Annotated in this window: 23 protein-coding genes and 1 pseudogene; 12 read left to right on the forward strand and 12 right to left on the reverse strand. The window is 68.6% G+C overall.

The genetic code is table 11. From position 1 onward, the window contains the following. The 5 genes from ACY34J_RS19965 to ACY34J_RS19985 all read left to right on the forward strand — a co-directional run. Positions 1 to 1,557: GH39 family glycosyl hydrolase (locus ACY34J_RS19965; RefSeq protein WP_462727852.1), on the forward strand; the 1,557-nt coding region annotated here is incomplete at its 5' end. 115 nt (positions 1,558 to 1,672) lie between these two features. Then, a complete protein-coding gene (locus ACY34J_RS19970) occupies positions 1,673 to 3,145 on the forward strand; it encodes a glucoamylase family protein (RefSeq protein ID WP_462727853.1) in 1,473 nt (490 codons plus the stop codon). After that, positions 3,142 to 4,563, forward strand: a complete 1,422-nt coding sequence (locus ACY34J_RS19975; protein WP_462727854.1) for a sulfatase family protein — start codon at positions 3,142 to 3,144, stop codon at positions 4,561 to 4,563. Before ACY34J_RS19970 ends, ACY34J_RS19975 begins: the two co-directional genes overlap by 4 nt. A 274-nt stretch (positions 4,564 to 4,837) precedes the next feature. After that, positions 4,838 to 6,559, forward strand: coding sequence for an alpha-amylase family glycosyl hydrolase (locus tag ACY34J_RS19980; protein ID WP_462727855.1), 1,722 nt, complete (start codon positions 4,838 to 4,840; stop codon positions 6,557 to 6,559). A gap of 92 nt (positions 6,560 to 6,651) precedes the next feature. Next, positions 6,652 to 7,632, forward strand: coding sequence for a formylglycine-generating enzyme family protein (locus ACY34J_RS19985; protein ID WP_462727856.1), 981 nt, complete (start codon positions 6,652 to 6,654; stop codon positions 7,630 to 7,632). Between the two features lie 25 nt (positions 7,633 to 7,657). On the opposite strand, the gene ACY34J_RS19990 is transcribed toward ACY34J_RS19985, so the two are convergent. Next, positions 7,658 to 7,996 (reverse strand): hypothetical protein, encoded by a 339-nt coding sequence (locus ACY34J_RS19990; protein WP_462727857.1) that lies wholly within the window; start codon positions 7,994 to 7,996, stop codon positions 7,658 to 7,660. Positions 7,997 to 7,999: 3 nt separating this feature from the next. Between ACY34J_RS19990 and ACY34J_RS19995 the strand changes: the two genes are divergently transcribed. From ACY34J_RS19995 to ACY34J_RS20025, 7 genes and pseudogenes are all read left to right on the forward strand, one after another. After that, a complete protein-coding gene (locus ACY34J_RS19995) occupies positions 8,000 to 9,151 on the forward strand; it encodes a DUF4158 domain-containing protein (RefSeq protein WP_462727858.1) in 1,152 nt (383 codons plus the stop codon). Between the two features lie 164 nt (positions 9,152 to 9,315). After that, positions 9,316 to 10,692: a S1 RNA-binding domain-containing protein gene (locus tag ACY34J_RS20000; protein WP_462727859.1), complete on the forward strand. Its 1,377-nt coding sequence runs from the start codon at positions 9,316 to 9,318 to the stop codon at positions 10,690 to 10,692. Further along, the gene (locus ACY34J_RS20005) at positions 10,689 to 11,246 is read left to right on the forward strand and encodes a RipA family octameric membrane protein (protein WP_462727860.1); all 558 of its coding nucleotides are present in this window, start codon (positions 10,689 to 10,691) and stop codon (positions 11,244 to 11,246) included. Before ACY34J_RS20000 ends, ACY34J_RS20005 begins: the two co-directional genes overlap by 4 nt. Positions 11,247 to 11,346: 100 nt before the next feature. Beyond that, positions 11,347 to 12,096 carry a TetR/AcrR family transcriptional regulator gene (locus tag ACY34J_RS20010; RefSeq protein ID WP_462727861.1) on the forward strand — a complete coding sequence of 250 codons (750 nt, stop codon included), beginning with the start codon at positions 11,347 to 11,349 and terminating at the stop codon, positions 12,094 to 12,096. 152 nt (positions 12,097 to 12,248) lie between these two features. Then, positions 12,249 to 12,533, forward strand: coding sequence for a Scr1 family TA system antitoxin-like transcriptional regulator (locus ACY34J_RS20015; protein WP_462727862.1), 285 nt, complete (start codon positions 12,249 to 12,251; stop codon positions 12,531 to 12,533). A gap of 449 nt (positions 12,534 to 12,982) precedes the next feature. Continuing rightward, on the forward strand, positions 12,983 to 13,120 hold the full coding sequence (locus ACY34J_RS20020) for a hypothetical protein (RefSeq protein WP_462727863.1): 138 nt from the start codon (positions 12,983 to 12,985) through the stop codon (positions 13,118 to 13,120). Beyond that, a pseudogene (locus ACY34J_RS20025) lies at positions 13,086 to 14,319 on the forward strand (cupin domain-containing protein). The gene ACY34J_RS20020 and the pseudogene ACY34J_RS20025 overlap by 35 nt, the downstream one beginning before the upstream one ends. A gap of 538 nt (positions 14,320 to 14,857) precedes the next feature. On the opposite strand, the gene ACY34J_RS20030 reads toward ACY34J_RS20025, so the two are convergent. The 11 genes from ACY34J_RS20030 to ACY34J_RS20080 form a co-directional block, all read right to left on the reverse strand. Next, positions 14,858 to 15,463, reverse strand: a complete 606-nt coding sequence (locus ACY34J_RS20030) for a class I SAM-dependent methyltransferase (RefSeq protein WP_462727864.1) — start codon at positions 15,461 to 15,463, stop codon at positions 14,858 to 14,860. Between the two features lie 224 nt (positions 15,464 to 15,687). Beyond that, complete coding sequence (locus ACY34J_RS20035; protein ID WP_055495371.1) at positions 15,688 to 15,978, reverse strand: putative quinol monooxygenase; 291 nt, start codon at positions 15,976 to 15,978, stop codon at positions 15,688 to 15,690. A gap of 17 nt (positions 15,979 to 15,995) precedes the next feature. Next, positions 15,996 to 16,742: an iron-sulfur cluster assembly protein gene (locus tag ACY34J_RS20040; RefSeq protein ID WP_462727865.1), complete on the reverse strand. Its 747-nt coding sequence runs from the start codon at positions 16,740 to 16,742 to the stop codon at positions 15,996 to 15,998. Further along, on the reverse strand, positions 16,739 to 18,010 hold the full coding sequence (locus tag ACY34J_RS20045) for an NAD(P)/FAD-dependent oxidoreductase (protein ID WP_462727866.1): 1,272 nt from the start codon (positions 18,008 to 18,010) through the stop codon (positions 16,739 to 16,741). Before ACY34J_RS20045 ends, ACY34J_RS20040 begins: the two co-directional genes overlap by 4 nt. Beyond that, entirely contained in the window at positions 18,007 to 18,339 is a 333-nt protein-coding gene (locus tag ACY34J_RS20050) for a Rieske (2Fe-2S) protein (RefSeq protein WP_462727867.1), read from the reverse strand. The genes ACY34J_RS20045 and ACY34J_RS20050 overlap by 4 nt, the downstream gene beginning before the upstream one ends. Beyond that, on the reverse strand, positions 18,330 to 19,355 hold the full coding sequence (locus ACY34J_RS20055; RefSeq protein WP_462727868.1) for a ferritin family protein: 1,026 nt from the start codon (positions 19,353 to 19,355) through the stop codon (positions 18,330 to 18,332). The genes ACY34J_RS20050 and ACY34J_RS20055 overlap by 10 nt, the downstream gene beginning before the upstream one ends. A 3-nt stretch (positions 19,356 to 19,358) precedes the next feature. Further along, positions 19,359 to 19,667, reverse strand: a complete 309-nt coding sequence (locus ACY34J_RS20060; RefSeq protein WP_462727869.1) for an MmoB/DmpM family protein — start codon at positions 19,665 to 19,667, stop codon at positions 19,359 to 19,361. Next, positions 19,664 to 19,972: a toluene-4-monooxygenase system B family protein gene (locus tag ACY34J_RS20065; protein ID WP_462727870.1), complete on the reverse strand. Its 309-nt coding sequence runs from the start codon at positions 19,970 to 19,972 to the stop codon at positions 19,664 to 19,666. The genes ACY34J_RS20060 and ACY34J_RS20065 overlap by 4 nt, the downstream gene beginning before the upstream one ends. Next, complete coding sequence (locus ACY34J_RS20070) at positions 19,969 to 21,501, reverse strand: ferritin family protein (protein WP_462727871.1); 1,533 nt, start codon at positions 21,499 to 21,501, stop codon at positions 19,969 to 19,971. Before ACY34J_RS20070 ends, ACY34J_RS20065 begins: the two co-directional genes overlap by 4 nt. Before the next feature lie 22 nt (positions 21,502 to 21,523). Continuing rightward, positions 21,524 to 21,982: a nuclear transport factor 2 family protein gene (locus ACY34J_RS20075; protein ID WP_364842224.1), complete on the reverse strand. Its 459-nt coding sequence runs from the start codon at positions 21,980 to 21,982 to the stop codon at positions 21,524 to 21,526. A gap of 23 nt (positions 21,983 to 22,005) precedes the next feature. Beyond that, positions 22,006 to 22,431, reverse strand: coding sequence for a nuclear transport factor 2 family protein (locus ACY34J_RS20080; protein ID WP_462727872.1), 426 nt, complete (start codon positions 22,429 to 22,431; stop codon positions 22,006 to 22,008). Positions 22,432 to 22,446 lie beyond the last annotated feature (15 nt).

Here is a 22,446-nt window from a genome sequence, read left to right on the forward strand (position 1 = left end):
TGGTACAAGGTCGCCTCCTGGACCGACGCCGGTCCCGGGCCGCTCACCGACGCCCCTGTCCGCGGCTGTGCCAAGGCCAAGGGCGCCGAACCCGCGCGGGTGACCGTCTCCGTCGATGCCGCCGCGACGCCCACCGAACTCCCGGGCGTCTGGAACCGGATGATCGGCGCCGAGCATTTCTCGCTCCTGATCTGGGACGAGGAGGGGCCGGGCGGCGCGGACGTCGCGCAGGAGTATGCGGAGGCGCTGGGCATCATGCGCGACGAAATCGGCGTCCGCACCGTCCGTGCCCACGGCACGTTCCTGCCGGAGAACGTCTCCGTCCGCCCCGACGGCACCTTCGACTTCTCCGGCCTCGACAAGGTCTACGACCGCTTCCTCGCCACCGGCCTCAAGCCGGTCGTCGAGCTGTCGTTCATGCCGCGCGATCTGGCCGCGCAGCCGGAGGCCACGGTCTTCCAGTACAAGGGCATCATCTCCGTCCCCCAGGACTGGGACCGCTGGGGCGAGCTGTGCCGGGAGCTGACCGTGCACCTGCGAGAGCGCTACGGCGCGGACGAGGTGGCCGGCTGGGAGTTCGAGGTCTGGAACGAGGCCAATCTGGAGGTCTTCTGGACCGGCACTCAGGCCGACTACCACCGTTTGTACGAGGCCGCGGTCCGCGCCATCAAGAGCGTCGACCAGCGCATCCGGGTCGGTGGCCCGGGCTCCGCCGCGGCCAAGTGGGTCGGTCCGCTGCTGGAGTTCTGCCGCGAGCACGACGTGCCGGTCGACTTCGTCTCCACGCACACCTACGGCAACGCCCCGCTGGACTTCCGGCCGCAGACCCGCTCCTTCGCGGAGGCGACGGGCAAGCCGGAGCCGGAGATCCTGTGGACGGAGTGGGGTGTGACCCCGACCCACTTCCACCGGGTCAGCGACTCCGTCTTCGCGGGGCCCTTCGTGCTGCGCGGCATGAAGTCGGCCCTGGCGTCCGCCGATGCCCTCGCCTACTGGGTGGCCACCGACCACTTCGAGGAGCTGGGCTGGCCGCCGAAGCTCTTCCACGGCGGCTTCGGCCTGCTGACCGTCGGCAACCTGCGCAAGCCCCGCTTCTGGGCGCTGTATCTGCTGTCGCAGCTGGCCGGCGGGCGCATTCCGGCGCGGGTCGCGGGCGATGGCGCGGAGGCGCTGAGCGAGGTGCTGGCGACGCGTACGGAGGACGGGGCTGGCGTCGACGTCCTGGTCTGGAACGGCACCATCGACCAGACCAAGATCGATGGCGCGGCAGTGCTGGACCGTACGGCGGTCGTCGAGGTGACCGGGCTGGAGGCGGGGGCGTCGTACGGAGTCTCCGTGCGGCGCGTCGACGAGGGACACGGCAACATCAAGGCCGTCTGGGACGGCCTGGGCGGCGGGGCGTGGCCGGACGAGCAGCAGTGGGAGAAGCTGCGGGCGGCGGATGCGCTGCCGAGCGAGGAGCTCGCGCCGGTGATGGCCGACGCGGACGGCCGGGTGTCGCTCACCGTCGACCTGCCGATGCCGGGCATCCGCGCCCTGCGTCTGACCCGGGCGTGACATGTTCCGGGTGCGGCGGTGCCGCCGTGGGCGCGTGGGCCGGGTCGCGCCGCACCCGGGATACGCGGGCGGGGGCTTCGGGAAAGACACTACCTATCACGGGAGTTGGATCACCATGAAACGCCGTACTCTCCTCGCAGCCGGCGCGGCCTCGGCCGCCGCGCTCACCTTCGGGGGATCCCCGGCCGTGGCCGCCGCCGCGGTGCGCGGCCACGGCCGCGATGTCGAAGCGCTGCTGCGCGGCTGGTTCGCCGACACTTACCGGTCGCTCGAAGCGATGGTCGCGGACACCGGCCTCCCCGCCGACAACATCGATCTCAGCGGCGGCGGCGAGCCGGTCCGCACCGAGAACACCTCCGTCACCAACATCGGCTGCTGGATGTGGTCCACGGTGGCCGCCGCCGGCCTCGGTGTGATCACGGAGGCCGAGATGCACCGCCGGCTGGAGCGCACCGTGAGCACCATCGAGCGGATGGAGCGGCTCCACGGCTTCTGGTACAACTGGTACGAGACGTTCACCGGCAACGTCCTGGAGAAGTGGCCCGGCAGCGGTGATCCGGTCAATCATCTGCTGTCCACCGTGGACAACGGGTGGCTCGACGTCGGGCTGCGCATCGCCGAGGACGCCGACCCCCTCCTCCGCCCCCGCATCCGCGCGCTCCGCAAGGACATCGACTGGTCCTTCATGTACGCGCCGTACGACCCGGCCGACCCGGTCGCGGGCCCCGGCCACATGCGGACCGGATTCCGGGTCAAGGACAACGCCTTCACCCCGTACTTCTACGGCGCGCTCGTCTCCGAGACCCGGATCGCGGGCTATCTGGGCATCGCCGACGGCACCGTGCCCGGCGAGCACTACTGGCGGATGCTGCGCACCTTCGCCCCCGGGCAGAAGCAGGAAATGCCGCCCGCCGGCGAGTGGGTGACACGTGACGGCGCGCGTTACTTCAACGGGCATTACACCTACCGGGGCCGCAACCACACCCCCGGCTGGGGCGGTTCGATGTTCGGTGCGCTGATGCCGGAGCTGTTCGTGCCGTCCGCGCAGTGGTCGCCCCACTCCTGGAAGGTCAACCTCACCCACCACGTGCTCGCCCACCGCGACCACGGCCTCCTCGACGCCGAGTACGGCTACTGGGGCTTCTCCCCCGCCAATGTGCCCGAGGGCGGCTACCAGGAGTACGGCGTGCAGTGGCTCGGCATCTCCCCCGAGGGCTACTGCTCCAACACGGACCGCACCTACGTGCCGTACGGGGAGCCGATGCCGGATCCGTCGGCGTACACCAACGGGGTCGTCACCCCGCACGCCGCCTTCCTCTCCATGCTCATGGCCCCGCGGGCGGCGGTGACCAACCTGAAGAACATCGCCCGGGACTTCGACGCGTACGAAGAGGGCATGGGCTTCTACGACTCGGTGAACGTCCGCACCGGCAGGGTCAGCGACCGGATGCTGTCCCTGGACCAGGGGATGGTCGCCGCCGCGCTCGCCCAGGTGTTGCGGCCGGGGCTGCTGCAACGCCCCTTCCGTACAGGCGGTTTCGCCCGCAATCTCAAGCCGCTTCTCGCCAAGGAGGACTTCGGGCTGTGAGCCAGCGCGACCAACGCCCCAACATCGTTCTTTTCATGACGGACGACCACGCCACCCCGGCCATCGGCGCGTACGGCAGCGTGATCAACCGGACCCCGTCCGTGGACCGGCTCGCCGCGGAGGGCATGCGGTTCGACAACTCCTTCTGCACCAACTCCATCTGCTCCCCCGCCCGTGCCACCCTGCTGACCGGCGCGTACAGCCACGTCCACGGGATGACGACGCTGGAGCAGCCGGGGCAGAAGTTCGACGCGAGCCAGCCGAGCTTCCCGGAGATGCTGCAGGCCGTCGGCTACCAGACCGCGATCGTCGGCAAGTGGCATCTGGGGCACGGAGGGAGGAGCGACCCGCACGGCTTCGACTACTGGGAAATCCTGCCGGAGCACGGCGTCTACCGCGACCCGGTGCTCCTCACGGCGGACGGCGAGACACAGTACACCGGCTATGTCACCGACATCATCACCGACCTGGCGCTGAACTGGCTGGACAGGCGCGACCCTGACCGGCCGTTCGCACTGCTGATCCAGCACAAGGCCCCGCACCGGGCGTTCGAACCGGCGGAGCGGCACCGGCACCTGTACGAACAGGAGGACATCCCGGCCCCCGCCACCCTGCACGACGACTATGCCAACCGCTCGCGGGCCGCCGTCGAGGCCCGGATGCGGATGTCCGACCTCCAGCCGGAGGATCTGAAGGCGCCCGTGCCCGAGGGGCTGAGCGAGCGCGAGGAGCGGGAGTGGCGCTACCAGCGTTACATCAAGGAGTACCTGCGGGTCGTCGCCGCGCTGGACGAGAACGTCGGCCGGGTGCTGCACTACCTCGACGTCACCGGCCTCGCGGACGACACCGCCGTCACGTACACCTCGGACCACGGCTTCTACCTGGGTGAGCACGGGTGGTTCGACAAGCGCTTCATGTACGAGCCGTCGCTGCGCATCCCGCTCGTCGTCCGCTGGCCGGGGGTGGTGCCGGCCGGGTCGTCCTCCGACGAGCTGGTGATCAACGTCGACTTCGCGCAGACGCTGCTGGATATGGGCGGGGTGGCCCCGCACGAACGGATGCAGGGCCGCAGCCTGCTGCCGCTGCTGCGCGGCGAGGAGCCGGACGACTGGCGGCGGTCCGTGTATTACCGCTACTACGAGCACCTGGACGTCTGCCACAACGTGCAGGCCAGCTACGGCATCCGCACCCACACCCACAAGCTGATCCACTACCCGGGACACGGCTCGGGGCAGGTGGGGGCGCAGGACGAGACGCGGGAGCCGGAGTGGGAGCTGTTCGACCTGGAGCGCGACCCCGATGAGCTGCACAACCGCTACGACGACCCGGAGTACGCCGAGATCGTCAAGGACCTCAGGGAGCAGCTGACTGCCCTGCAACTGCACTACGAGGACACCACCGAGCATGTGAAGGTCTGACAGCACAGTTAGGGCTGGCCTGTTTCGAAAGCAGCGCCTTCCGCCCGAAGGGCGGGACCGGGGCGTCTGGTGCGTGCGACCGCAAGCGGAGGCTCGCCCTCGTACCGGGTGTACTTGGGCGATCCCGACAACGCAGCGAGCGTGCGTGCCAGGCGTCGCGGGGCATGCGGGACTTTCGGAACAGGCCCTACGGCCATGCCCCATGGTGGGGGCCGGCCCCGGGCCGGCCGCCGACTCACCCACACCCCCACAACACCGGAAGGGCTCCGCCCGCATGACGTCACAGCGCCCGGCCACCGAGTGGCTGGCCGAAGCCGTCCTCTATCAGATCTATCCGCAAAGCTTCGCCGACTCCAACGGAGACGGTATCGGCGACCTCGCCGGGATCGAGGAGAAGCTGGACCACCTCGAGTGGCTGGGCGTCAACGCCGTCTGGCTCAACCCCTGCTTCGCCTCGCCCTTCAACGACGCGGGCTACGACGTGGCGGACTACCTCACGGTCGCCCCGCGCTACGGCTCCAACGACGACTTGGCCAAGCTGGTCGACGCCGCCGGGCGGCGCGGCATCCGGGTCATGCTCGACCTGGTGGTCGGACACACCTCCGACCGGCACCCGTGGTTCACCGCGTCGGCCGACGACCCGTACGACCACCGCTTCATCTGGGCGGAGACGGACAAGCGGCCGGACGGCTTCGTTGCCTCGCCAGGCACCCGCGAGGGCTGGTACAAGCCGAACTTCTTCGAGAGTCAGCCCGCCCTCAACTTCGGCTACGCCCGCACCGCCCACCCCGCCGAGCCCTGGCGGCAGCCCGTCGACGCCGAGGGCCCGCGCGCCAACCGGCAGGCGCTGCGTGAAATCATGGACCACTGGCTGCGGCTGGGCCTGTCCGGCTTCCGCGTCGACATGGCGGGCTCGCTGGTCAAGGACGACCCAGGGCATGTGGAGACTGGCAGGCTGTGGCGCGAGATGCGCGGCTGGCTGGACCGTACGCATCCGCAGGCTGCGCTGCTGGCCGAGTGGGGCGACCCCGCGACATCGGTGCCGGCGGGCTTCCACGCGGACTTCTTCCTGCAGTTCGGCGGGCCCGACGACGGCCTGCCGCTGCGCTCGCTGTGGAACAACGGCACGGGCACGGTGCACGAGGCATGGGAGCCGCGCGACGCCTACTTCGACGCCGAGGGCAAGGGGTCGCCCAGGCTCTTCCTGGACGCTTGGCAGGCCGCGCAAGCCGTCATCGGCGGGTCAGCCGGTGCCATCGGCGGGTCAGCCAGTGCCATCGGCGGGTCAGCCGGTGCCATCGGCGGTGCCCCTGGTGCCGTCCGCGAGCCGGGCGCCAGGGGCGGGACCGGCACCACCAGCGGGGCCGGTTTCATCTCGTTGCCCAGCAGCAACCACGACTTCTCGCGGCTCGCCTGCGGCCCGCGTACCGCCGAGCAACTGCCCGCCGCCTTCGTCTTCCTGCTCACCTGGCCGACGCTGCCCGCCATCTACTACGGCGACGAGATCGGCATGCGCTACGTCCCCGACCTGCCCGACCACGAGGGCAGCCGCCTGGGCCCCCGCTACAACCGGGCCGGTTCCCGTACGCCCATGCAGTGGGACACCACCGAGAACGCCGGCTTCTCCACCGCCCCCGCCGAGCGCCACTACCTCCTCGTCGACCCGCACCCCCGCCGACCGACGGTCGCCGGTCAGCGGGCCGACGAGAGCTCTCTGCTGCACTTGGTGCGCCGCCTGATCGCGCTGCGCAAGGCCAGCCCGGAACTGGGTGCCGCGGGCGGCGTCGAGGTGCTGCACCCCGGGTATCCGCTGGTGTACGTGCGCGGCGGCCGCTACGTGGTCGTGGTCAACCCGCGGCGGGACGCGGCCGAGGCCGCCGCCCCGGCGGCGGTCACGGGCGTCCCCAGAGCACTGGAAGCCGCGGGCGTGACCGTCGAGGACTGCGGCCGGATCCGGGCCGACGGCTTCTCGTACGGGATCTTCGAGCTGAGGTGACGGGTGTCGTACGCCCGCCGTCGGATCAGCGGACAGCAGCCGCGATCCGACCATCTCCCGTACGGGGCCGGGAACTACGCAAGGAGATGACGATGAGCACCGGAGAGTCCTCCGAGCAGCCGGCGGCTTGCTGTGCCCCGAAACGCGGAAGCGGGGACGTGTCGCCGGGCCCGGCGGCATCCGCGGCACCCACCGCGCTCGCCGCGGCGACCGTTACGGCGGCCCCCGCGCCGCACGGGGGCTGGCGGGCGCTGGAGGGCGGGACCTTCCTGATGGGCTGCGAGGACAGCCCGTACCCGAAGGACGGCGAGGACCCGGTGCGCGAGGTGACGCTCAACCCGTTCGAGATCAGCGTCACGGCAGTCACGAATGCGGAGTTCGCGGCTTTCGTCGAGGCCACCGGCCACACGACGGACGCCGAGCGCTTCGGCTGGTCCTTCGTCTTCGCAGGCTTCCTGCCGCGCGGCTTCCCGCCGAACCGCGCTGCGGCGGCGGCCCCGTGGTGGCGCCAGGTGCACGGCGCCGACTGGCGGCACCCGGAAGGCCCGGGGTCGGGCCTTCGCAAGCGAGGGGATCACCCGGTGGTGCATGTCTCCCACGCGGACGCCCTCGCCTACTGCCGGTGGGCCGGGGCACGGCTGCCGACGGAGGCGGAGTGGGAGTACGCGGCCCGCGGCGGCCTGACCGGCAAGCCGTACCCCTGGGGCGACGAGCGCGAGCCGGGCGGCGAGCACCGCATGAACGTCTGGCAGGGCACCTTCCCGGATCACAATACCGCCGCCGACGGCTACACCGGCACCTGCCCGGTGGACGCGTTCCCGCCCAACGGCTACGGCCTGTTCAACATGACGGGCAATGTATGGGAGTGGTGCGCGGACTGGTTCAGCCCGGGCTTCCACAAGAAGGGGCCGCGGAACAATCCGACGGGGCCGCGGTTCGGCGAGGCCCGCGTCCTCAAGGGCGGCTCCCACATGTGCCACGAGTCGTACTGCTTCCGCTACCGCACCTCGGCCCGCATGGGCAACACCCCCGACAGCTCCAGCGGCAATACGGGCTTCCGCGTGGCCCGCTGACCGGCCGCCGGGGGCCGCGAGGCCGTCAGGCCTTCCGGACCGTGAACTCCCGGCGCCGTACGCGCAGCACCGTACGGCCGCCCTCGTACGAGGACTTGGCGCCTTCGCACCGTGCGCGGCCGTCGATCGCCACCGACCGCGGGATCGTCGCCGACCGCGGGATCGTCGCCGATCGCACGGAAGGTACCGCGGCGTCGCCCATGCCGCTGATCTCGGCGGTGGCGTACGCGATGTGCAGGCCGCCCGCCGCGAGCCCCAGCGGCAGCATCGCCGCGCTGCGGCCCGGCAGGTGGAGGGGCTCGCCGCCGAAGAGGGGCTTGCCACGTTCCGGGACGGTGGGTCGGGGCGGGCCATCAAGCGGCACCGGATGGAGATCCGGGGCGCGTTCGGCTTCCGTGAGTGCACGGAGGAGGACCAGGTCCAGCTCGCCGAGTGGCTGGCGGCCGAGCTGTGCGGGGTGGAGCTGAACCGGGACCGGCTCGCGGAGGCGGTGGTGGCCCGCTGCCGCAACGACCGGCTGGAGCCGCCGACGCCCGGGCGTATCGCCCGGCTGGTGGGCTCGGCGGTCAGCACCTTCGAGGAGCGGTTCTGCGCGGCCACCGTGGGCCGGCTGTCGGCGGCGACCCAGTCCCGACTGGACGACCTGATCGCCGAGGACGCCGGCACGGATGAGGAGAGCGCGGGCGGCGGGGGCACCTTCTTCACCGAGCTGAAGGCGGACCCTGGTGCACTGGGGCTGGACAGCCTGCTGGCGGAGGTGAACAAGCTCCAGCGGGTGCGGGCGCTGGAGTTGCCGCCGGAGCTGTTCGGGGACGTGTCGGAGAAGCTGGTGGCGGCCTGGCGGGCGCGGGCGGCCAAGGAGTACCCCTCGGACTTGCGGGCGGCGGCCGGGCCGGTGCGGTACACGCTGCTGGCCACGCTGTGGCACGTACGGGAGACGGAGATCACCGACTCACTGGTGGAGCTGTTCATCCAGCTCGTGCAGAAGATCAACACGCGGGTGGAGAAGAAGGTCGAGGGCGAGTTCAACAAGGAGCTCAAGAGGGTCCGCGGCAAGGAGTGCATCCTGCTGCGGCTGGCTGAGGCGGCGGTCGCGGAGCCGGGCGGCACGGCCCGCAAGGTGATCTATCCGGTGGCCGGGGAGTCCACGCTGAAGGCACTGGCGGCGCAGGCCGCGGCGAACGAGGCCCGCTACCGGGCGCGGGTGCGCACGGTCTTGCGCTCGTCGTACTCCAACCACTGGCGGCAGGTGCTCTCGCCGCTGCTGAATGCGCTGGATCTGAAGTGCAACAACACCGCCTACCGGCCGGTGATGGACGCCATCGACCTGCTCAAGCGGTATCTGGACCAGCCCATCGCCAAGGAGGGCGCGTTCTTCGACGAGGCGGAGAAGATCCCGCTGGCCGGGGTGGTGCGCGAGGAGTGGCGCAAGGCGGTCGTGGACGAGCGCGGCCGGGTCGAGCGCATCCCGTACGAGCTGTGCGTGCTGGTCAGCCTGCGGGACGCGTTGCGGCGGTGAACGCTCCGGCTATCTTCCGGCGCGGCCAGGGGGCAGGAAAACGCGCCCTGACAAAGATCTTCACTACTTCCCCATAGCCACTCTTGTCAAACGCCTTACAGACTGAAGTGATGGGCCGTTACTTTGTAAGTTCCAGTCACGTCACATTCAAGGGGGGACCACCGTTGGAGAAGATCAACCTGGAGCGCACGGACTACCCGGACGACAAGATCGTTTTCTTCGCCATGCCGTACGAGACCAAAACCGTAAGCGATGGGAGTCAACAGAACTTCAATGAGCTCTTCGACACCGTCTACGCTCCGGCGATGGTGGACCTGGAGCTCATCCCTGAGCGCGCCGACCGGATCTTTGGCACAAGCCAGGGCGTTCTAGAGGCCGCCTGGCGCGGGATCCAGCGTGCGGGGCTCGTCGTAGTCGATTTCTCCACGCGGTCCGCAGACGTGGCACTGGAGTTCGGTTGGGCGATGTGTCTGCACAAACGCGTGGTTGCCCTCGCCGAGAACATCGACGATGTACCGACAGACGTTCGGGGGCTCCTGCGCCCCATCACCTACTCGTTCTCATGGTCAGGCACATCCAAGATGCGCATGGAGCTCATGGACCGGGTGCGGCAGGCACTCAGCGAGCCCACCTCGGCTGAGATGACCTTCAAACCACTGGAAGGCCACGCGGAACCGAGTCGTGCCCAGATCGTGGCAGTCGACCCGGAGTGCGTAATCGTCCGCGATCTCCGCACACGCCGGTACGCCGAGCTCCGCAAGGACGATGTCGACTATCGACGCGAGATCCCGGGCGACATGACGGCCCGCTTCAAACAGGATCGAGAGATCGACGGAACGATCATCATTGAGTCAGATGGCCGCTGTCGGTTCTCGCAACGCGTGGGTCAGCGAAACCCTTGGCCCGAGTTGAAGGCTGGGTTTCCGCAGGGCCGCGTCTTTACAAGCCGCGTCGTGAACCGCACGCCCGGGGGCGTATTCGTCGCCGTTGCCCACGACGTCAACGGCTTCGTTCCCCGAGCAGACCTGCAGCTCGGCGCCGAAGTTGAAGTTGTCGTCATCAACGTGGACCCGGACCGGCAGAGGATCGTTCTCGCCCTGGCCCAGCAGCATGCCGTACCGGCCCCCATGGCCCCTCAGGACGCCTACCCGCAGCAGGGCGACCGCGGACCCGGTACGGTGCGTCGGATCGAGGTCTCACGCGGCTTTGTTCTCGTTGAGCTTGACGCGTATCCCGGCAAGAAGGGGCTCCTGCACTACAGCAACATGTCCCCGGAGCTATGGTCGGCGTTCCAGGTCGGCTCGGTTGCCGAGGGCCACAGGCTGACGGTCCAGGTACGGGATGTCCGCCCCAGCTCGAAGAATCCTGCATTCATGGAATTCGCATTGCAGGAGGTAGAACCGCCCGAGCCCGCCGCGGCGGACGCGACGGCTGTCGACGTCGTGGAAGCGGCCGACGAGCTAGTGGAAGCGGCTGTCGACGTCGTGGAAGCAGCCGTCGACGTCGTAGAAGCAGCCGTCGAAGGTGAGCCGACAGCGTGACCACATCGCCTGTAGTGCCAGGAGCCTCAACCGGCCCTTCGGGTCTCGCCGGGCGGCTGTGGAACAGTGCCGTCACCCCCCAGGACTACGCAACGGCGGGAGGGGAGAAGTATCAGGCGGCCGTGTTGGAGCAGTACAAGCTTTACGTCGAGATGGCGGACCGGGTCAGCGCACGTCGGAGTTTGACGAACACCTTCTTCCTGACCATCAACGCTGCCCTTCTCGCCGCAACGGGCGCCGTCAGCCGTTCGGTGCTGGGGGAAGTGCCTGCCTGGGGCCTTGCGCTAGTCACCCTGGTTGCTCTGTGTCAGTGCGCGGTGTGGTTCCTGCTGATCCGTTCCTACAAGCAACTCAACGGGGCAAAGTACAAGGTCGTTGGTGAGTTGGAGAAGCGACTGCCGGCGCTGCTGTACTCGGACGCCGAATGGGCTGAGCTCGGCGAGGGGAAGTCGTTCCGGGACTACGCACCCCTTACGCATGTTGAGCTGTGGGTACCCGTATTATTCGCGGCTCTCTACATCGTGGCGATGGGTGTCGTACTCATTGCAAGGTGACGTCGGCTGGTGGGCCGGTGCTGAGAGCTGGCCCGCCTGCCCAAGCACCTATGGTCGAGCAACAAGCGCCGTGACTTGATCTGGGGAAGGCGTAGGCAGAGTGAGCACAACAACTCGACGGGACCGGCTTCGCATCCAGATGTCACAAGATGTCCGAGCTGTCGCGCGGGAGATCATTACAAAGCAGGGGGTAGAAGCGCTCACTCTCGCCGAGATCGCGCGCAGGGTGGGAGTGACGCCAGCAGCGCTTTACCGGCACTTTATGGATTTGGCAGACATTGTCCGGCACACAGCCCGGGACATCACCGACGAAGTCACGCGTGAACTGCAGGCGGCAGTCGACGCCGAGAATGAAACCGACTTCGCCGCACGCATGATCGCGCCCACCCGTGTATTTCGCAGCTGGTCCCTTGCCCACCGGCAGGAGTTCAGTCTGCTGTTCGGGACGCCTACATCCGCTGCAGGCGATGCACAGGCCGAAATGACCAGCGAGTGGGTACGCAAGCTCGCCGGGGTGTGGGGGCCGGTGTTTGTACAGCTCTGGGCCACACGGCCCTATCCGATCTTCGAGGACGATGAGCTTGACCCGCGTCTGCGGCAGCAGATGACCGAGTACCGTGACGCCACCGGGGTGGAGATGCCGCTCGGCGCACTCGTCGTCATGCTCTCCTGCTGGCGCTCGATCTACGGCCAGGTCGCGCTGGAGGTCTTCGATCATTTCGCCCCCCTGATTACCGACCAGGAACCCATGTTCGAGCTGCTGATGCAGGAGTTGATGTCCAGGATGGGGCTCGCCGCGGAGTACCGGCCCCCCATCCGAACGGGCGTCACCCCGGTATCAGCCCAGTAGCGTGCCGGTGAGAACGCTGCTGCCAGCCGCAAACGACGGGTGTCACGTGCGGCGACGTGCGGCGGGGTCGCGTTCTTTACGACACGACGAAGCGATTCACCTTCATCCTCACCGAGCAGGCTGTCAGATGACCGCTTCTGCCACCTGCCGCGATGGCGTTGCAGATTGACCGGCTGGCTTCACTGACCCACCTGGCGAATGTGAAGCTCGGCGTGATCCCGATGGTCGGATACAAGCCGATGGCTCCGATGGACACGTTCACCGTCTACGACAACACCCTGGCCACCGTTGAGAACACCACCGGTGTCGTGATCCTGAGAGATCCGAGAGACATCGAAATGCATCTGGATTTGTTCTCTACACTGGAGGGCTATGCGCTTTTCGGCGAGGAAGCCAGGACCCTATTGGCATCATGGACGACTGCCTGCCGTTCATGATCTTTAGTCCATGACGGGAAAGAACTACACAGCCGCCGCTTTCCAGGTCAATCATTTCCCCCATGACAGCGACCGAGCGAAACGAAATGTGGGTACGCGTCGGCGTGGGCCGGGGGCTGGAGTACCGCCGGACGTTCGGCTCTGACGATGGCGGGCGCTCATGACGACCGTATGACTCTGCGGGTGTCACGTGATGGCGGCCGTACGTACGGCCCGGTGCGCACCGTGAAGGTGGCCCCGTGCAACGCGGTGATCTTAGGTGCGCCCACCAAGTACCCGCCTTGCGGTTGCGCTCACTGCACGGGGCGGCTGACCCCGCAGGAGTCGGCGTGATGTCCGGCTTAGGGCGGTGGGTACAACCCTTGCGCTCCAGTAGCTCCCGCACTCGCCCGCTGTCCCTTGCTTCCCGCCGGGCCCCGGCGGGAGTTCCCGAGAAGAGAGGTAGTCCGATGGTGGAAGAGAACACCGGTTCGGTGGCCCCCGAGCAGGGTGGCCTGCTCGTCGCGAAGCGGAAGATCGTGGCCGCGCGCACCCGCGCCGAGCAGGAGTCCGATGTCAGCAGTGGCCGTTCCGACGGCAACGACTGACGGGAGCGCCCACGGTGCTTGCAGCGCCTCGTGGGCGGGGCGTCTGGGCGGGGAGACGTTCCTCGCCCAGACGTACCACCGCTCTTACGCACACTTCCCCGGCGCCGCCGACGCGGCGGGCCTGTTCTCCTGGGGCCACCTGAACCGGATCATCGCTACGCAGCGGCTGGAGCCGCCCCGGCTGCGCCTGTCGGTCGACGGCGAGATGGTCCCGCTCCACCGCTACGCGATCCCGACCACGAACCGCCGCGCGGTCACCTGGTCCCGCATCCAACCGTCCGACTTCCACGCCCAACTCAGGGACGGAGCGTTGCTGGTCCTCGATGCGGTCGAAAAGATCCACCCCGCCGTGGGCGTGGCTGCCGAGGGCTGGAACGCTTCCTCGGGACTTCCGTGCAGGCCAACGTGTATGCGTCGTGGACCGAGCGGGAGGGCTTCGGCCGGCACTGGGACGACCATGATGTCGTCGTGGTCCAATTGCACGGCTCGAAGCGGTGGCGCTTGTACGGGATGACCCGTGAGGCTCCCACCTTCCGGGCCGTGGAGTCGCCGGAGGAACCGGAGGGCGACCCGGTGGCGGACCTCGTTCTGTCCCCGGGTGACGTGGTCTATCTGCCGCGCGGCTGGTGGCACGCGGTAACCGCTGACCAGGGGACAGAATCCCTTCACCTCACGTTCGGCATGGTCCCGCACACAGGGGCCGACCTGATGCTCTGGGCGTCGATCAACTCCGGGCGTCCCTCGCGCTGCGCAAGGACATCCCGCGCTTCGGTTCGCTGACAGAACAGTCGGACTTCATCGACGCCATGCGCAGTGAGGTGGCCGACATGATGGCTGACCGACGCCTCGTGGAGCGGTGGGCGGATTCGATCGACACGACCGATCTGGGCCACGCGATTCCCTCGTTGCCGTACGTGGACGGGCTCCCCGCACGGAGGGAGATCACGGTCAAGCTCACCGCTCCGAGGGGTTGCCTGACGCCGAACCGCGCACATGGCACGGTCACCTTCTCGGCGGCCGGTACTGCTTGGGACTTCGCCGAGTCCGCAGCCCCCGCGCTGGGAACACTGCTGACCAACCAGCCGACCACGCTTGGCGAGATGGCCGACTCCGCCGGGCTGGAGGTCAAGGACGTGGCCGAACTGGTCTCCGCCCTCATCGACGGCCATGCCGTCGCAGTCGTGGGGACCGCGCTGTGACGGCCGCGCTCTCTCTGGGGACATACCGCGTGCTGCCGTCAGCCAGGCGGCACGCACCGCCCTGGCTGACGGTAGCCCATGGGTGGACACCGCACCCAACTACGCACACGGCAGGGCGCACGAGGAGTTGCGCCCGATTCTCGGGGAGTACCCGACCGTTCGGGTAGCCACGAAGACGGGGTTCTTCAACGGAGGAACAAGGCCGCGCCGCCCTGGCTGAGGACGTGCTCGCCCAGAAGAGGCAGCCGGTAGGCACAGCCTTGAACTGGGCTTCGTCCGGTGGCAGACGGAGCGCTCGTTGGCCGTGGTCGGCCCCGTGGACCTGGTCTTCGTGCACAACCCCGAGCACCACAGGCACAACCTTGACCGTGCCCGGAGCTTCCGGCTGCACGACTGGCGGCAGCGCAAGATCCTCCGGGTGGTCCCACCATCTCCTCGTGAGAACCGGCTGCCACAGCCCGAGTGGCTGTTCGCGGACTGCTCGAGGAGGCTGCTGGCCGCGCGGCGGGTGCGGGTGATCAAGATGTCCCGCAGAACCTCACCGGCGGTGGACGCTGACGGCATAGCCGCCTCCGTCATAAGGATCAGCATCCCAGGTGGCGAAGCGGTCGACGAAGGTGAGGTCGGCCGCGGCGCAGCACTCGTCGTACTCTGGCAGGGTGATGCTGGGCGGCACCGGCAGGTGGGCCTCGTCCAGGCCGAAGCCGGCGACGATCAGACCGCCCGGGCGCAGAGCCGCGGCCAGGCGCTCGACCACTGTGGCCTCGGTGCCGGCAGCGAGCAGCGGGAAAACGTTGCCTGCCGCGACCACGAGATCGAAGTCGGCGGCGATGCCGAGCAGGTCCGGGTCGAACCCGGCCAAATCGACCTGGAACCAGGGCAATCCCGGCGCCACCTTCTGCGCCACCGCCAGCATCGACGCATCAAGATCCACCCCGACGCAGTCGTACCCCAGCTCCGCAAGCTGGATCATGACCCGTCCGGTACCGCACCCGGCGTCCAACACCCGCGCTCCGGCAGGCACGAGCGCCGCACAGAACCGCGCCTCACCGTGCATATCCTTCCCGCTACCGGCCAGGGCCGCGAACCGCGCAGCGTAGTCCTGCCCGGACGTTCCCCCGGTCAACTCCTCCCAACGGCTCATGACAGCAAGCATAGGCCGACCGTGTGCCGCCCGAAGATGCGACTCAGCTCGCGGCGCTGGAGGACGTCGCAGTGGTTCCGTATCCCACCCGCCCTGCCACATGCAACAATGCAGCGCTTGGTGAAGAGTGCACTGGTTCATGGGAACGCTGGCAGCTTTTCTCAGTCGGCGGCGCGGGCTGTGGCGAGGCCGGCGAGGAGTCGCTGTCCGTCAACGTCGTGCGGTCAGCCAATCACCTCGAACCGGGTGACGCTGCGCTCCGCCAGCTCGGGCAGGGCCTCGCCGAGGACGTAGGACTTGAAGGTCTCGGTCTCCCGGTGCTCCTCGTAACCGGACGCGTCGGTGTACTTCTCGTACAGCACGAAGGTGTCCGGATCCTCGACGCTCACGTGCGCCTCGAACTGCAGCATCTTCTCCTCGGCGCGATTGAGCGGCGCCACCGTCTCCAGGATCTTCCGGATGCGCGCGGCCCGGCCGGGCTTGGCCTTCCAGGTCGCGATGACCACGTGGGGCATGACTGTGTCCTTTCTCGTCAGAAGTGGGTGAAACCGACGGCGCGGAGCTGATCGCGGCCGTCTTCGCTGATGTCGGCCGGCCGCCACGCCGGCAGCCAGGACCACTCGATGTGGAAGTCCGGCACGAGAGGGGACTCCTCCAGGAGCACCGTGCGGATCTGGTCCCGCATCACCTGGGTCAGCGGGCAGGCGGCCGAGGTCAGGGTCATCGTGATGATCGCGTCACCGTTGGCGGCCACCTGGATGTCGCGGACGAAGCCCAGATCCACGATGTTGACACCGAGGTCCGGGTCGATCACCTCGTACAGGGCGTCACGGACCGCGGCGGCACGGATGTCGGGCGGACCGGCCGCCGACGGGGCGGGTGGCGCTTCCTCTCGCGGGGCCGGGTCCGCATCGACATCCTCGGGAAGACCGTGCAGCCCTGCCGGCCGCAGCTCGATCCGCACGTCGGAGGTGGGACTGCTGATCCAGTCAGCCTTGCCGTGTGCCTTGCGGCGGACCCGAACGATGTCCTCGGCCGTGTCCGCGGTGCCGCCGAGCACGACCAGCTGCTCGGCGCCGAGGCCGGCCCGCCCTGCCCGGGCGAGTGCCTTGTCGATCAGGCGTGCCACCGGTTCACAGGTCCGGCCGGGGCCGAGCCTCAGCTTCGCCACGGCCTGGACGGCCGTCAGCCCGCTGACCGATTCGAGCGCGGCGCGGGCGTCGGCCGCGGCGACCCGGGCCTGCCGCTCGTGGACTGTCAACACTCCGACACTGGTCATGATGGTTCCTTCTCCGGTCGTGGGATCAGACTCGGGCGGGCGGCCCCGCGGGTCCGCGGCACCAGCCGCTTGAGCGGGACCGACTCGTCCCGCAGCTGCTCGGCGTTCACCTGGTGCGGCTCGAACAGCAGGCGCCGCACCGCCAGCACGTCGCCGGGCCGGTTCAGCGAGATCACGCCCCGGATCCGGTCGCCGGACAAGGAGAAGGCGGAGAAGCTCCGCTCCGCCAGCGAGCCGCGGATCACCAGGCCGGCCGGATCCCGCGGCCGGCCTGCCGCCTGCAGGCTGTGCTCGTACTGGTCGGACCAGAACCAGTAGGTGTCGGCGTGCCCCTCGCTCGCGCCGGTCAGCGTGGCGGCGACGTTCGCGCCCTGGCGCAGCGCGTTGTCGTGGTGCTCGACGCGGATCCGGCTGCGGTAGACCGGGTGGTACTGGGCGGCGACGTCCCCGACCGCGTACACGCCGGGCGCCGTGGTCCGCCCGTACTCGTCGACCACGATCCCGTTGCCGGTGGCGAGCCCGGCCCGCACGGCGAGCTCCACATTGGGCTCGGATCCCACGCTCACCAGCACCAGATCGCATTCCACCCGCTCGCCGAGGTTGGTGGTCAGCAAGAGCCCGTCCCGGGTGCGCGTGAGCGAGGTGGCGTACTCGCCCGGTCGGACGTCCACGCCGTGCTCCCGGTGGACCTCCGTCAGAACGGTCCCGATCGCCGAACCGAGAGCCCGCTCCAGCGGAGTTCCGGCCGGCTCGAGCACGGTGACGTGCTTGCCGAGCCCGGCCGCGGTGGCGGCGACCTCGCAGCCCACGAAGCCCGCGCCGAGGACGACGAGGCGCTGCGACCACGCGAGTTCGGCATGCAGCCGCCTCGCGTCCGCGGCGGTGCGCAGATGGTGCACGCGTTCACCGTCGAACCCGGGCAGCTTCCGTGGCCGCAGGCCGGTGGCGAGCACCAACGCGTCGTAGCCCAGCCGCTCGCCGGTGGACAGCGTCACCGACCGCGCGCCCGGATCGAACGACGCGACCCGGGTGCCCAACCGGAGCTCGACCTCGTGCTCGCCGTACCACGCGGGTTCGCGGGCCTGCAGCTCGCCGAAGTCCGCGGCCCCTGCAAGGAACCCCTTCGACAGCAAAGGCCGCTCGTACGGCGGGTCCGGCTCTTCGCCGATCAGCACGATCTGCCCGTCGAACCCGCGCCGGCGCAGATGGGAGGCGGCCGACGCGGCCGCGACGCCGCCTCCCACGAGCAGGTAGCGCCGCGTGCTCATCCGACGTCCACCAGGATCATGCCGTCCTCGCTCACCCGACACGGGAAAGCGGTCAGCCGGCAATTGTCCGGATTGACGCCCCGGCCGTCGCGGGCGTCGAAGACCCACATGTGGCGCATGCAGGTGATCTCCCGTCCGTCGAAGTCGGCTTCGTCGAGCGCCCACGCCTGGTGCGGACACTTGTTCTCGTAGGCGCGGATCTCACCGTCCACGTTGACCAACAGGATCTTCTTGCCACCGATCTCGACGGGCTCCTTCTCGCCCTCCCAGAGGTCCTCGAGCGCCATGGCTTCCTGCCACTGACCGGTCATCGCGCTGCTCATCGCCATCCCTCGAACACCCTGGCGTGGAAGGCCTCGCGAGCGGCCCGGGCACCGGCGGCCACCTCCCCGGCGTCGCGACCGCGCTCCGGCCGGGACTGCAGGAGCCCGCCCAGCCCCGCGGCGGCTTCGTCGGCGATCGGGGTCCAGCGCCTAATCCAGCGCCGCAGCGCCTCCTCGTTGCCCGGCTGCTGCCCCACGCAGAACGACCCCAGTGCCGCGCTCCACCGGTTGCGCCGGTCGTTGTCCGCCTGCAGGAACGAGGCCAGCAGCCACGACAGTTGGTCGCCGTTGTCACGGGAGACCTCCCGGAACTGGCGGATCAGCACGTCGTCCAGGGTGGGCGCGAGCACCAGGTTGAGCGCCGTGAACGCCTCGCCCCAGTCATAGGCGATCAGCGCCTTCTCGATCGCCCGGCGGGCCGGTTGCCAGCTCTCGTCCGTCTCCCAGGCCCGCCGCTCACTCTCGCCGATCCCCGAGTCCGGGTGGGCGAGCTGCAACTCCCTGGTGCGGTACGCGGTGAGCGTGACCCGCCGCAGGAAGTCCGCGGCCGCGAACCCCGCGGCGTTCGTGATGTAGGACGTCGGCGCCATGTACCCGACGTAGGCCTCGATCTGCTGGCAACCGTGGACCAGGTACCGGGACGGGGTGTACAGAGAACCCAGCAGCGCCAGTTGCCCGGGCGAGAGTGCGCGGTCCGCCTCCGCCTCGGCGTACTCCTCGAGCACGCCGCCGGTCTTCGCCTCGGCGTCGGCCTGCATCGAGACGTAGGCGCGGTAGGTCAGCGAGTCCGGGTCGCGGAACTGCTCCCAGTCCTCGGCCCGGAGCGGCGAGTTCTCCCGGTAGGTGAGGAACCACAGGTTCGCCGGCGACGACGGGTTCTGCTCGAACGCGGCAAGCCGGTTCGACCGGGTCGTCCAGTTCTGGGCGTGGGTCATCACCTCGTACTCGCTCGGCATCCTCCGGACGTCGCCGAAGGCGCTGAACGTACGGCGGGGACGCGGCTTCTTCGCCGGAACGGTCATCGGTCACTCCCTTCCCGCCAGGGCGTCGCGGCGGGCGGACACCTTCTCCCAGGTGATCGAGTCGCTGGTGGTGATGATTCGGCCGTTGAACGAGGACATGATCGCCTCGAGCGAGCGGATCGCGTAGTCGGCGCCCAGGTAGGCGCGCAGGGTCTCCTGGGTGAGGGTGATGCGGTCCTCTGCCTGCACCCGGACGTAGGAGCCGCGGTCGATGACCTCGATCTCCTTTCCGGGGTTGTCGTCTTCGATCGCCGCGACGACCTTGTCGATCTCGTCCCCCATGCGCAGGATGGGGCCGACAGGATTCTTCACTTCGTTCCCTTCGGCAGGTCGTACTCCACGCGGACGTGGTCGTGCGGCTCGATTCCCGCCTCGGCCACCGTCATCTCCGGGGGCAGACGCCGGCCGCGGTGGAAGACCACCTTCTCGTAGGGCAGGGCCCGCACCCGCTTGCCCTCGACGTGGTGCGCGACCGCCGCGGCGACCTCCCGGACGGTGTTCGCGGTGGTGACCGGCACCAGGATCTGAACGAAATCGGTGGCGAAGATCGCGTTGAGCGGTACCAGCTGCGGTGGCCGGTCCTGCAAGTCGCGTTCGGCGGAGGCCTTGTCGGTCATGACTCCTCGCTCTCGGCCGAAGCCAGGGCCAGACCGGTCGCGGAGCGGCCGACGTAGTCCTTCGTCCAGGCGGCGTAGTCCGGGTCGTCGCCCATCACGTCCGGGGTCAGGCCCATGTAGCCGAGAATGCCGCCGACGTCCATGGGCTGGATCTGGCCGGCCAGGAACCGGTCGATCACCGTCTCGTGATTGACGTTGTCGCGGTCCTTCCACCAGATCTGCCGACAGGCGTTGGTGCAGAAGTGGTAGGTCCTGCCGTCGTACTTCAGCGACCAGTCACGTACGCGCCAGCTGCCGTCGCGCGACTGCGTCGCGTTGCACGCCGGCAGGTGGCACATGTTGCACAGCCAAGGCAGGGTCTCCGGCAGCGTCGCCTCGACGTTGTTGGCGTTGATGTTGTCGATGATGACGTCCCACTTGTCGCCGTAGACGCCCTCCCAGTTCGGGTACTTCTCGCGCAGCCACTCACGCTCGTCCTTGCTCACCCCGGCCTTCGGCCGCCACCAGATGGTCGGCCGCCAGAACCACAGGCCCATGTGCAGCGCGTGGTGCCAGGTGTCGAGGCCGCGCATGAACTCGTCCCAGAACCACGGCTTTTTCAGTCCGTAATCCTGGATGGTCCGGATGTACTGGTCGATGATCCACTCTTCCATGAACTCCCGGTAGGACTGCTTACGGTGCTCCAGCGGGGTGTAGTAGTCCATGGCCGGGCCGGTGAGCGCGGCGAACGCGCGGGCGGAGCCCCAGAAGCTCTTCTCGATGACCCACTGGGCGCGCACCGGGTCGTGCTCGACCAGGATCTCCAGCGTCGGGCCGCCCTGCTGGGAGTGGCGTGCCTCGTCGGTCTGGATCGAGGAGATCATGTTCGCGAAGTTGACGTCGCCGGACTGCAGCGCGTCCGCCGACAGGGCGACGAACTGGAGGTTGGTGAAGCCGGTCTCGAAGGTGAACGGCAGCTCGATCGCCAGGTCGACCACGTTCGGCGCGATCATCATGCCGTCGAACAGGTTCCGCAGCGAGATCGGCACCCAGCAGTTGGTGTGGAACGTCTTCTGTGTCCAGTCGTACTGCGGGTCCTTGCCGATGAACTCGTGGCCGAAGAAGGTGGTGATCTGCGAGTGCCGCAGTTCGTCCAGTTGCCCGAAGGTGGCCATGTTCCGCCAGGCGCCGTTGAGCCCGAAGCGGGCCATCTTCAGCTCACCCAGCATCGCGGCGTACTCGACGAGGGCGACCCCCCCGAAGTGCATCTTGGTGGAGGACTTCCAGCCCTCGTCGAGAGTGTCGAACGAACTGGACCGCTGCAGCGCCGCCTTCACCGCGTAGGCCGCGGACTCCTTCTCACGCTGGGTCGCTACGTATTCGGGGTAGGTGACCTTGTAGTCCTCCTCCCACTTCAGCCAGGCCTCCCGCGGCACCTTTCCGGTGCCGCTGTGCCATTCCGGATACACCGCCTCGTCGTCGACGTAGGAGAAGGTCCAGTCGACGTCGCGGACGAAGTGCTGCCACTCTTCTCGCTTCAGCAGGCTCATCTGGTGTCCCTCGGTTCCTTTCTCAGTCGACTTCGAGATGCCCGAGCTGGGTGTTGATGCCGGCGTTGTTCCAGTAGGCCTTCACCTTGTCGATGAGTCCCGACTCGTCGACGTGGAAGAGGAACAGGTGGGGTTCACGGAACTTCTTGCCCTGCGGGGCGGCCAGCGCCCACGCGATCTGCTGCGTACCCCCGATGTCGCAGGTCACCACGACGTCGCCGTGCTCGTTCGCATCGACGGTGTGCACCTCGTTGAACAGATCGGGGAAGGAGTTGATCAGCCCGGTCCAGATGACCTTGCCGATCGTCCGCACCTTGCCGTCCCCGCGCAGCACGCGCTGCTTTCCCCACAGTTCGAAGGGGACGTAGGAGAAGTCGGCGTTGTCCGTGCACTTCTCGACCATCGCCTCGACGTCGTGGCGCCGGTAGGCGTCGAAGAAATCGGAGACGACCTGGGCGGCGGTCCGGCTGCGACTCGTCATGTCCGTGGTTGTCATCTTCGTCCTCACACGATCGCGATCTGGTCGACCCGTTTGACGGCGAGGCGCCGGTAGAGCTGGCCCTGGCACCAGTACACGCCGACTGCTGTGATCCGCCCGGCGGCGACGGTGAACCGCCACGCCTGGTCGAGGTCGAGGTGCTTCTCCTGGTTGACCACCCCGAGGTAGTCGCGGGCCTGGGTCCCCTCGACCTTGAGCTCGACGGTGACCACGGAGCCCGTCGGGATGACGTTGAGCACGGTCACGCGCAGGTCGGGGAACGCGGCCACGATCTCGCCCAGGAGGCCGCGCAGGTCGTCGAACCCGCCCGCCCGCACGCCGAGCGGGAACACGTCGGCCTGTACTGAACCGTCCACTACCGACATCGCGGTCTCCACGTCACCGAGTTGGAACGCGGTGAGGAAGGCCTGCACGGTCTGTTCCGGTGTCATGTCCACTTTCTTCCG

Source organism: Streptomyces sp. HSS9-12, from assembly GCF_054963655.1.

Excerpts from the sequence above, each read along its gene's own strand:
- ACY34J_RS19970 (WP_462727853.1), top strand. The coding sequence starts at position 1,673 with ATGAAACGCCGTACTCTCCTCGCAGCCGGCGCGGCCTCGGCCGCCGCG.
- ACY34J_RS19980 (WP_462727855.1), top strand. The coding sequence starts at position 4,838 with ATGACGTCACAGCGCCCGGCCACCGAGTGGCTGGCCGAAGCCGTCCTC.
- ACY34J_RS19985 (WP_462727856.1), top strand. The coding sequence starts at position 6,652 with ATGAGCACCGGAGAGTCCTCCGAGCAGCCGGCGGCTTGCTGTGCCCCG.
- ACY34J_RS19995 (WP_462727858.1), top strand. The coding sequence starts at position 8,000 with ATGGAGATCCGGGGCGCGTTCGGCTTCCGTGAGTGCACGGAGGAGGAC.
- ACY34J_RS20015 (WP_462727862.1), top strand. The coding sequence starts at position 12,249 with ATGGCGTTGCAGATTGACCGGCTGGCTTCACTGACCCACCTGGCGAAT.
- ACY34J_RS20020 (WP_462727863.1), top strand. The coding sequence starts at position 12,983 with ATGGTGGAAGAGAACACCGGTTCGGTGGCCCCCGAGCAGGGTGGCCTG.
- ACY34J_RS20030 (WP_462727864.1), bottom strand. The coding sequence starts at position 15,463 with ATGAGCCGTTGGGAGGAGTTGACCGGGGGAACGTCCGGGCAGGACTAC.
- ACY34J_RS20035 (WP_055495371.1), bottom strand. The coding sequence starts at position 15,978 with ATGCCCCACGTGGTCATCGCGACCTGGAAGGCCAAGCCCGGCCGGGCC.
- ACY34J_RS20040 (WP_462727865.1), bottom strand. The coding sequence starts at position 16,742 with ATGACCAGTGTCGGAGTGTTGACAGTCCACGAGCGGCAGGCCCGGGTC.
- ACY34J_RS20045 (WP_462727866.1), bottom strand. The coding sequence starts at position 18,010 with ATGAGCACGCGGCGCTACCTGCTCGTGGGAGGCGGCGTCGCGGCCGCG.
- ACY34J_RS20050 (WP_462727867.1), bottom strand. The coding sequence starts at position 18,339 with ATGGCGATGAGCAGCGCGATGACCGGTCAGTGGCAGGAAGCCATGGCG.
- ACY34J_RS20055 (WP_462727868.1), bottom strand. The coding sequence starts at position 19,355 with ATGACCGTTCCGGCGAAGAAGCCGCGTCCCCGCCGTACGTTCAGCGCC.
- ACY34J_RS20065 (WP_462727870.1), bottom strand. The coding sequence starts at position 19,972 with ATGACCGACAAGGCCTCCGCCGAACGCGACTTGCAGGACCGGCCACCG.
- ACY34J_RS20070 (WP_462727871.1), bottom strand. The coding sequence starts at position 21,501 with ATGAGCCTGCTGAAGCGAGAAGAGTGGCAGCACTTCGTCCGCGACGTC.
- ACY34J_RS20075 (WP_364842224.1), bottom strand. The coding sequence starts at position 21,982 with ATGACGAGTCGCAGCCGGACCGCCGCCCAGGTCGTCTCCGATTTCTTC.
- ACY34J_RS20080 (WP_462727872.1), bottom strand. The coding sequence starts at position 22,431 with ATGACACCGGAACAGACCGTGCAGGCCTTCCTCACCGCGTTCCAACTC.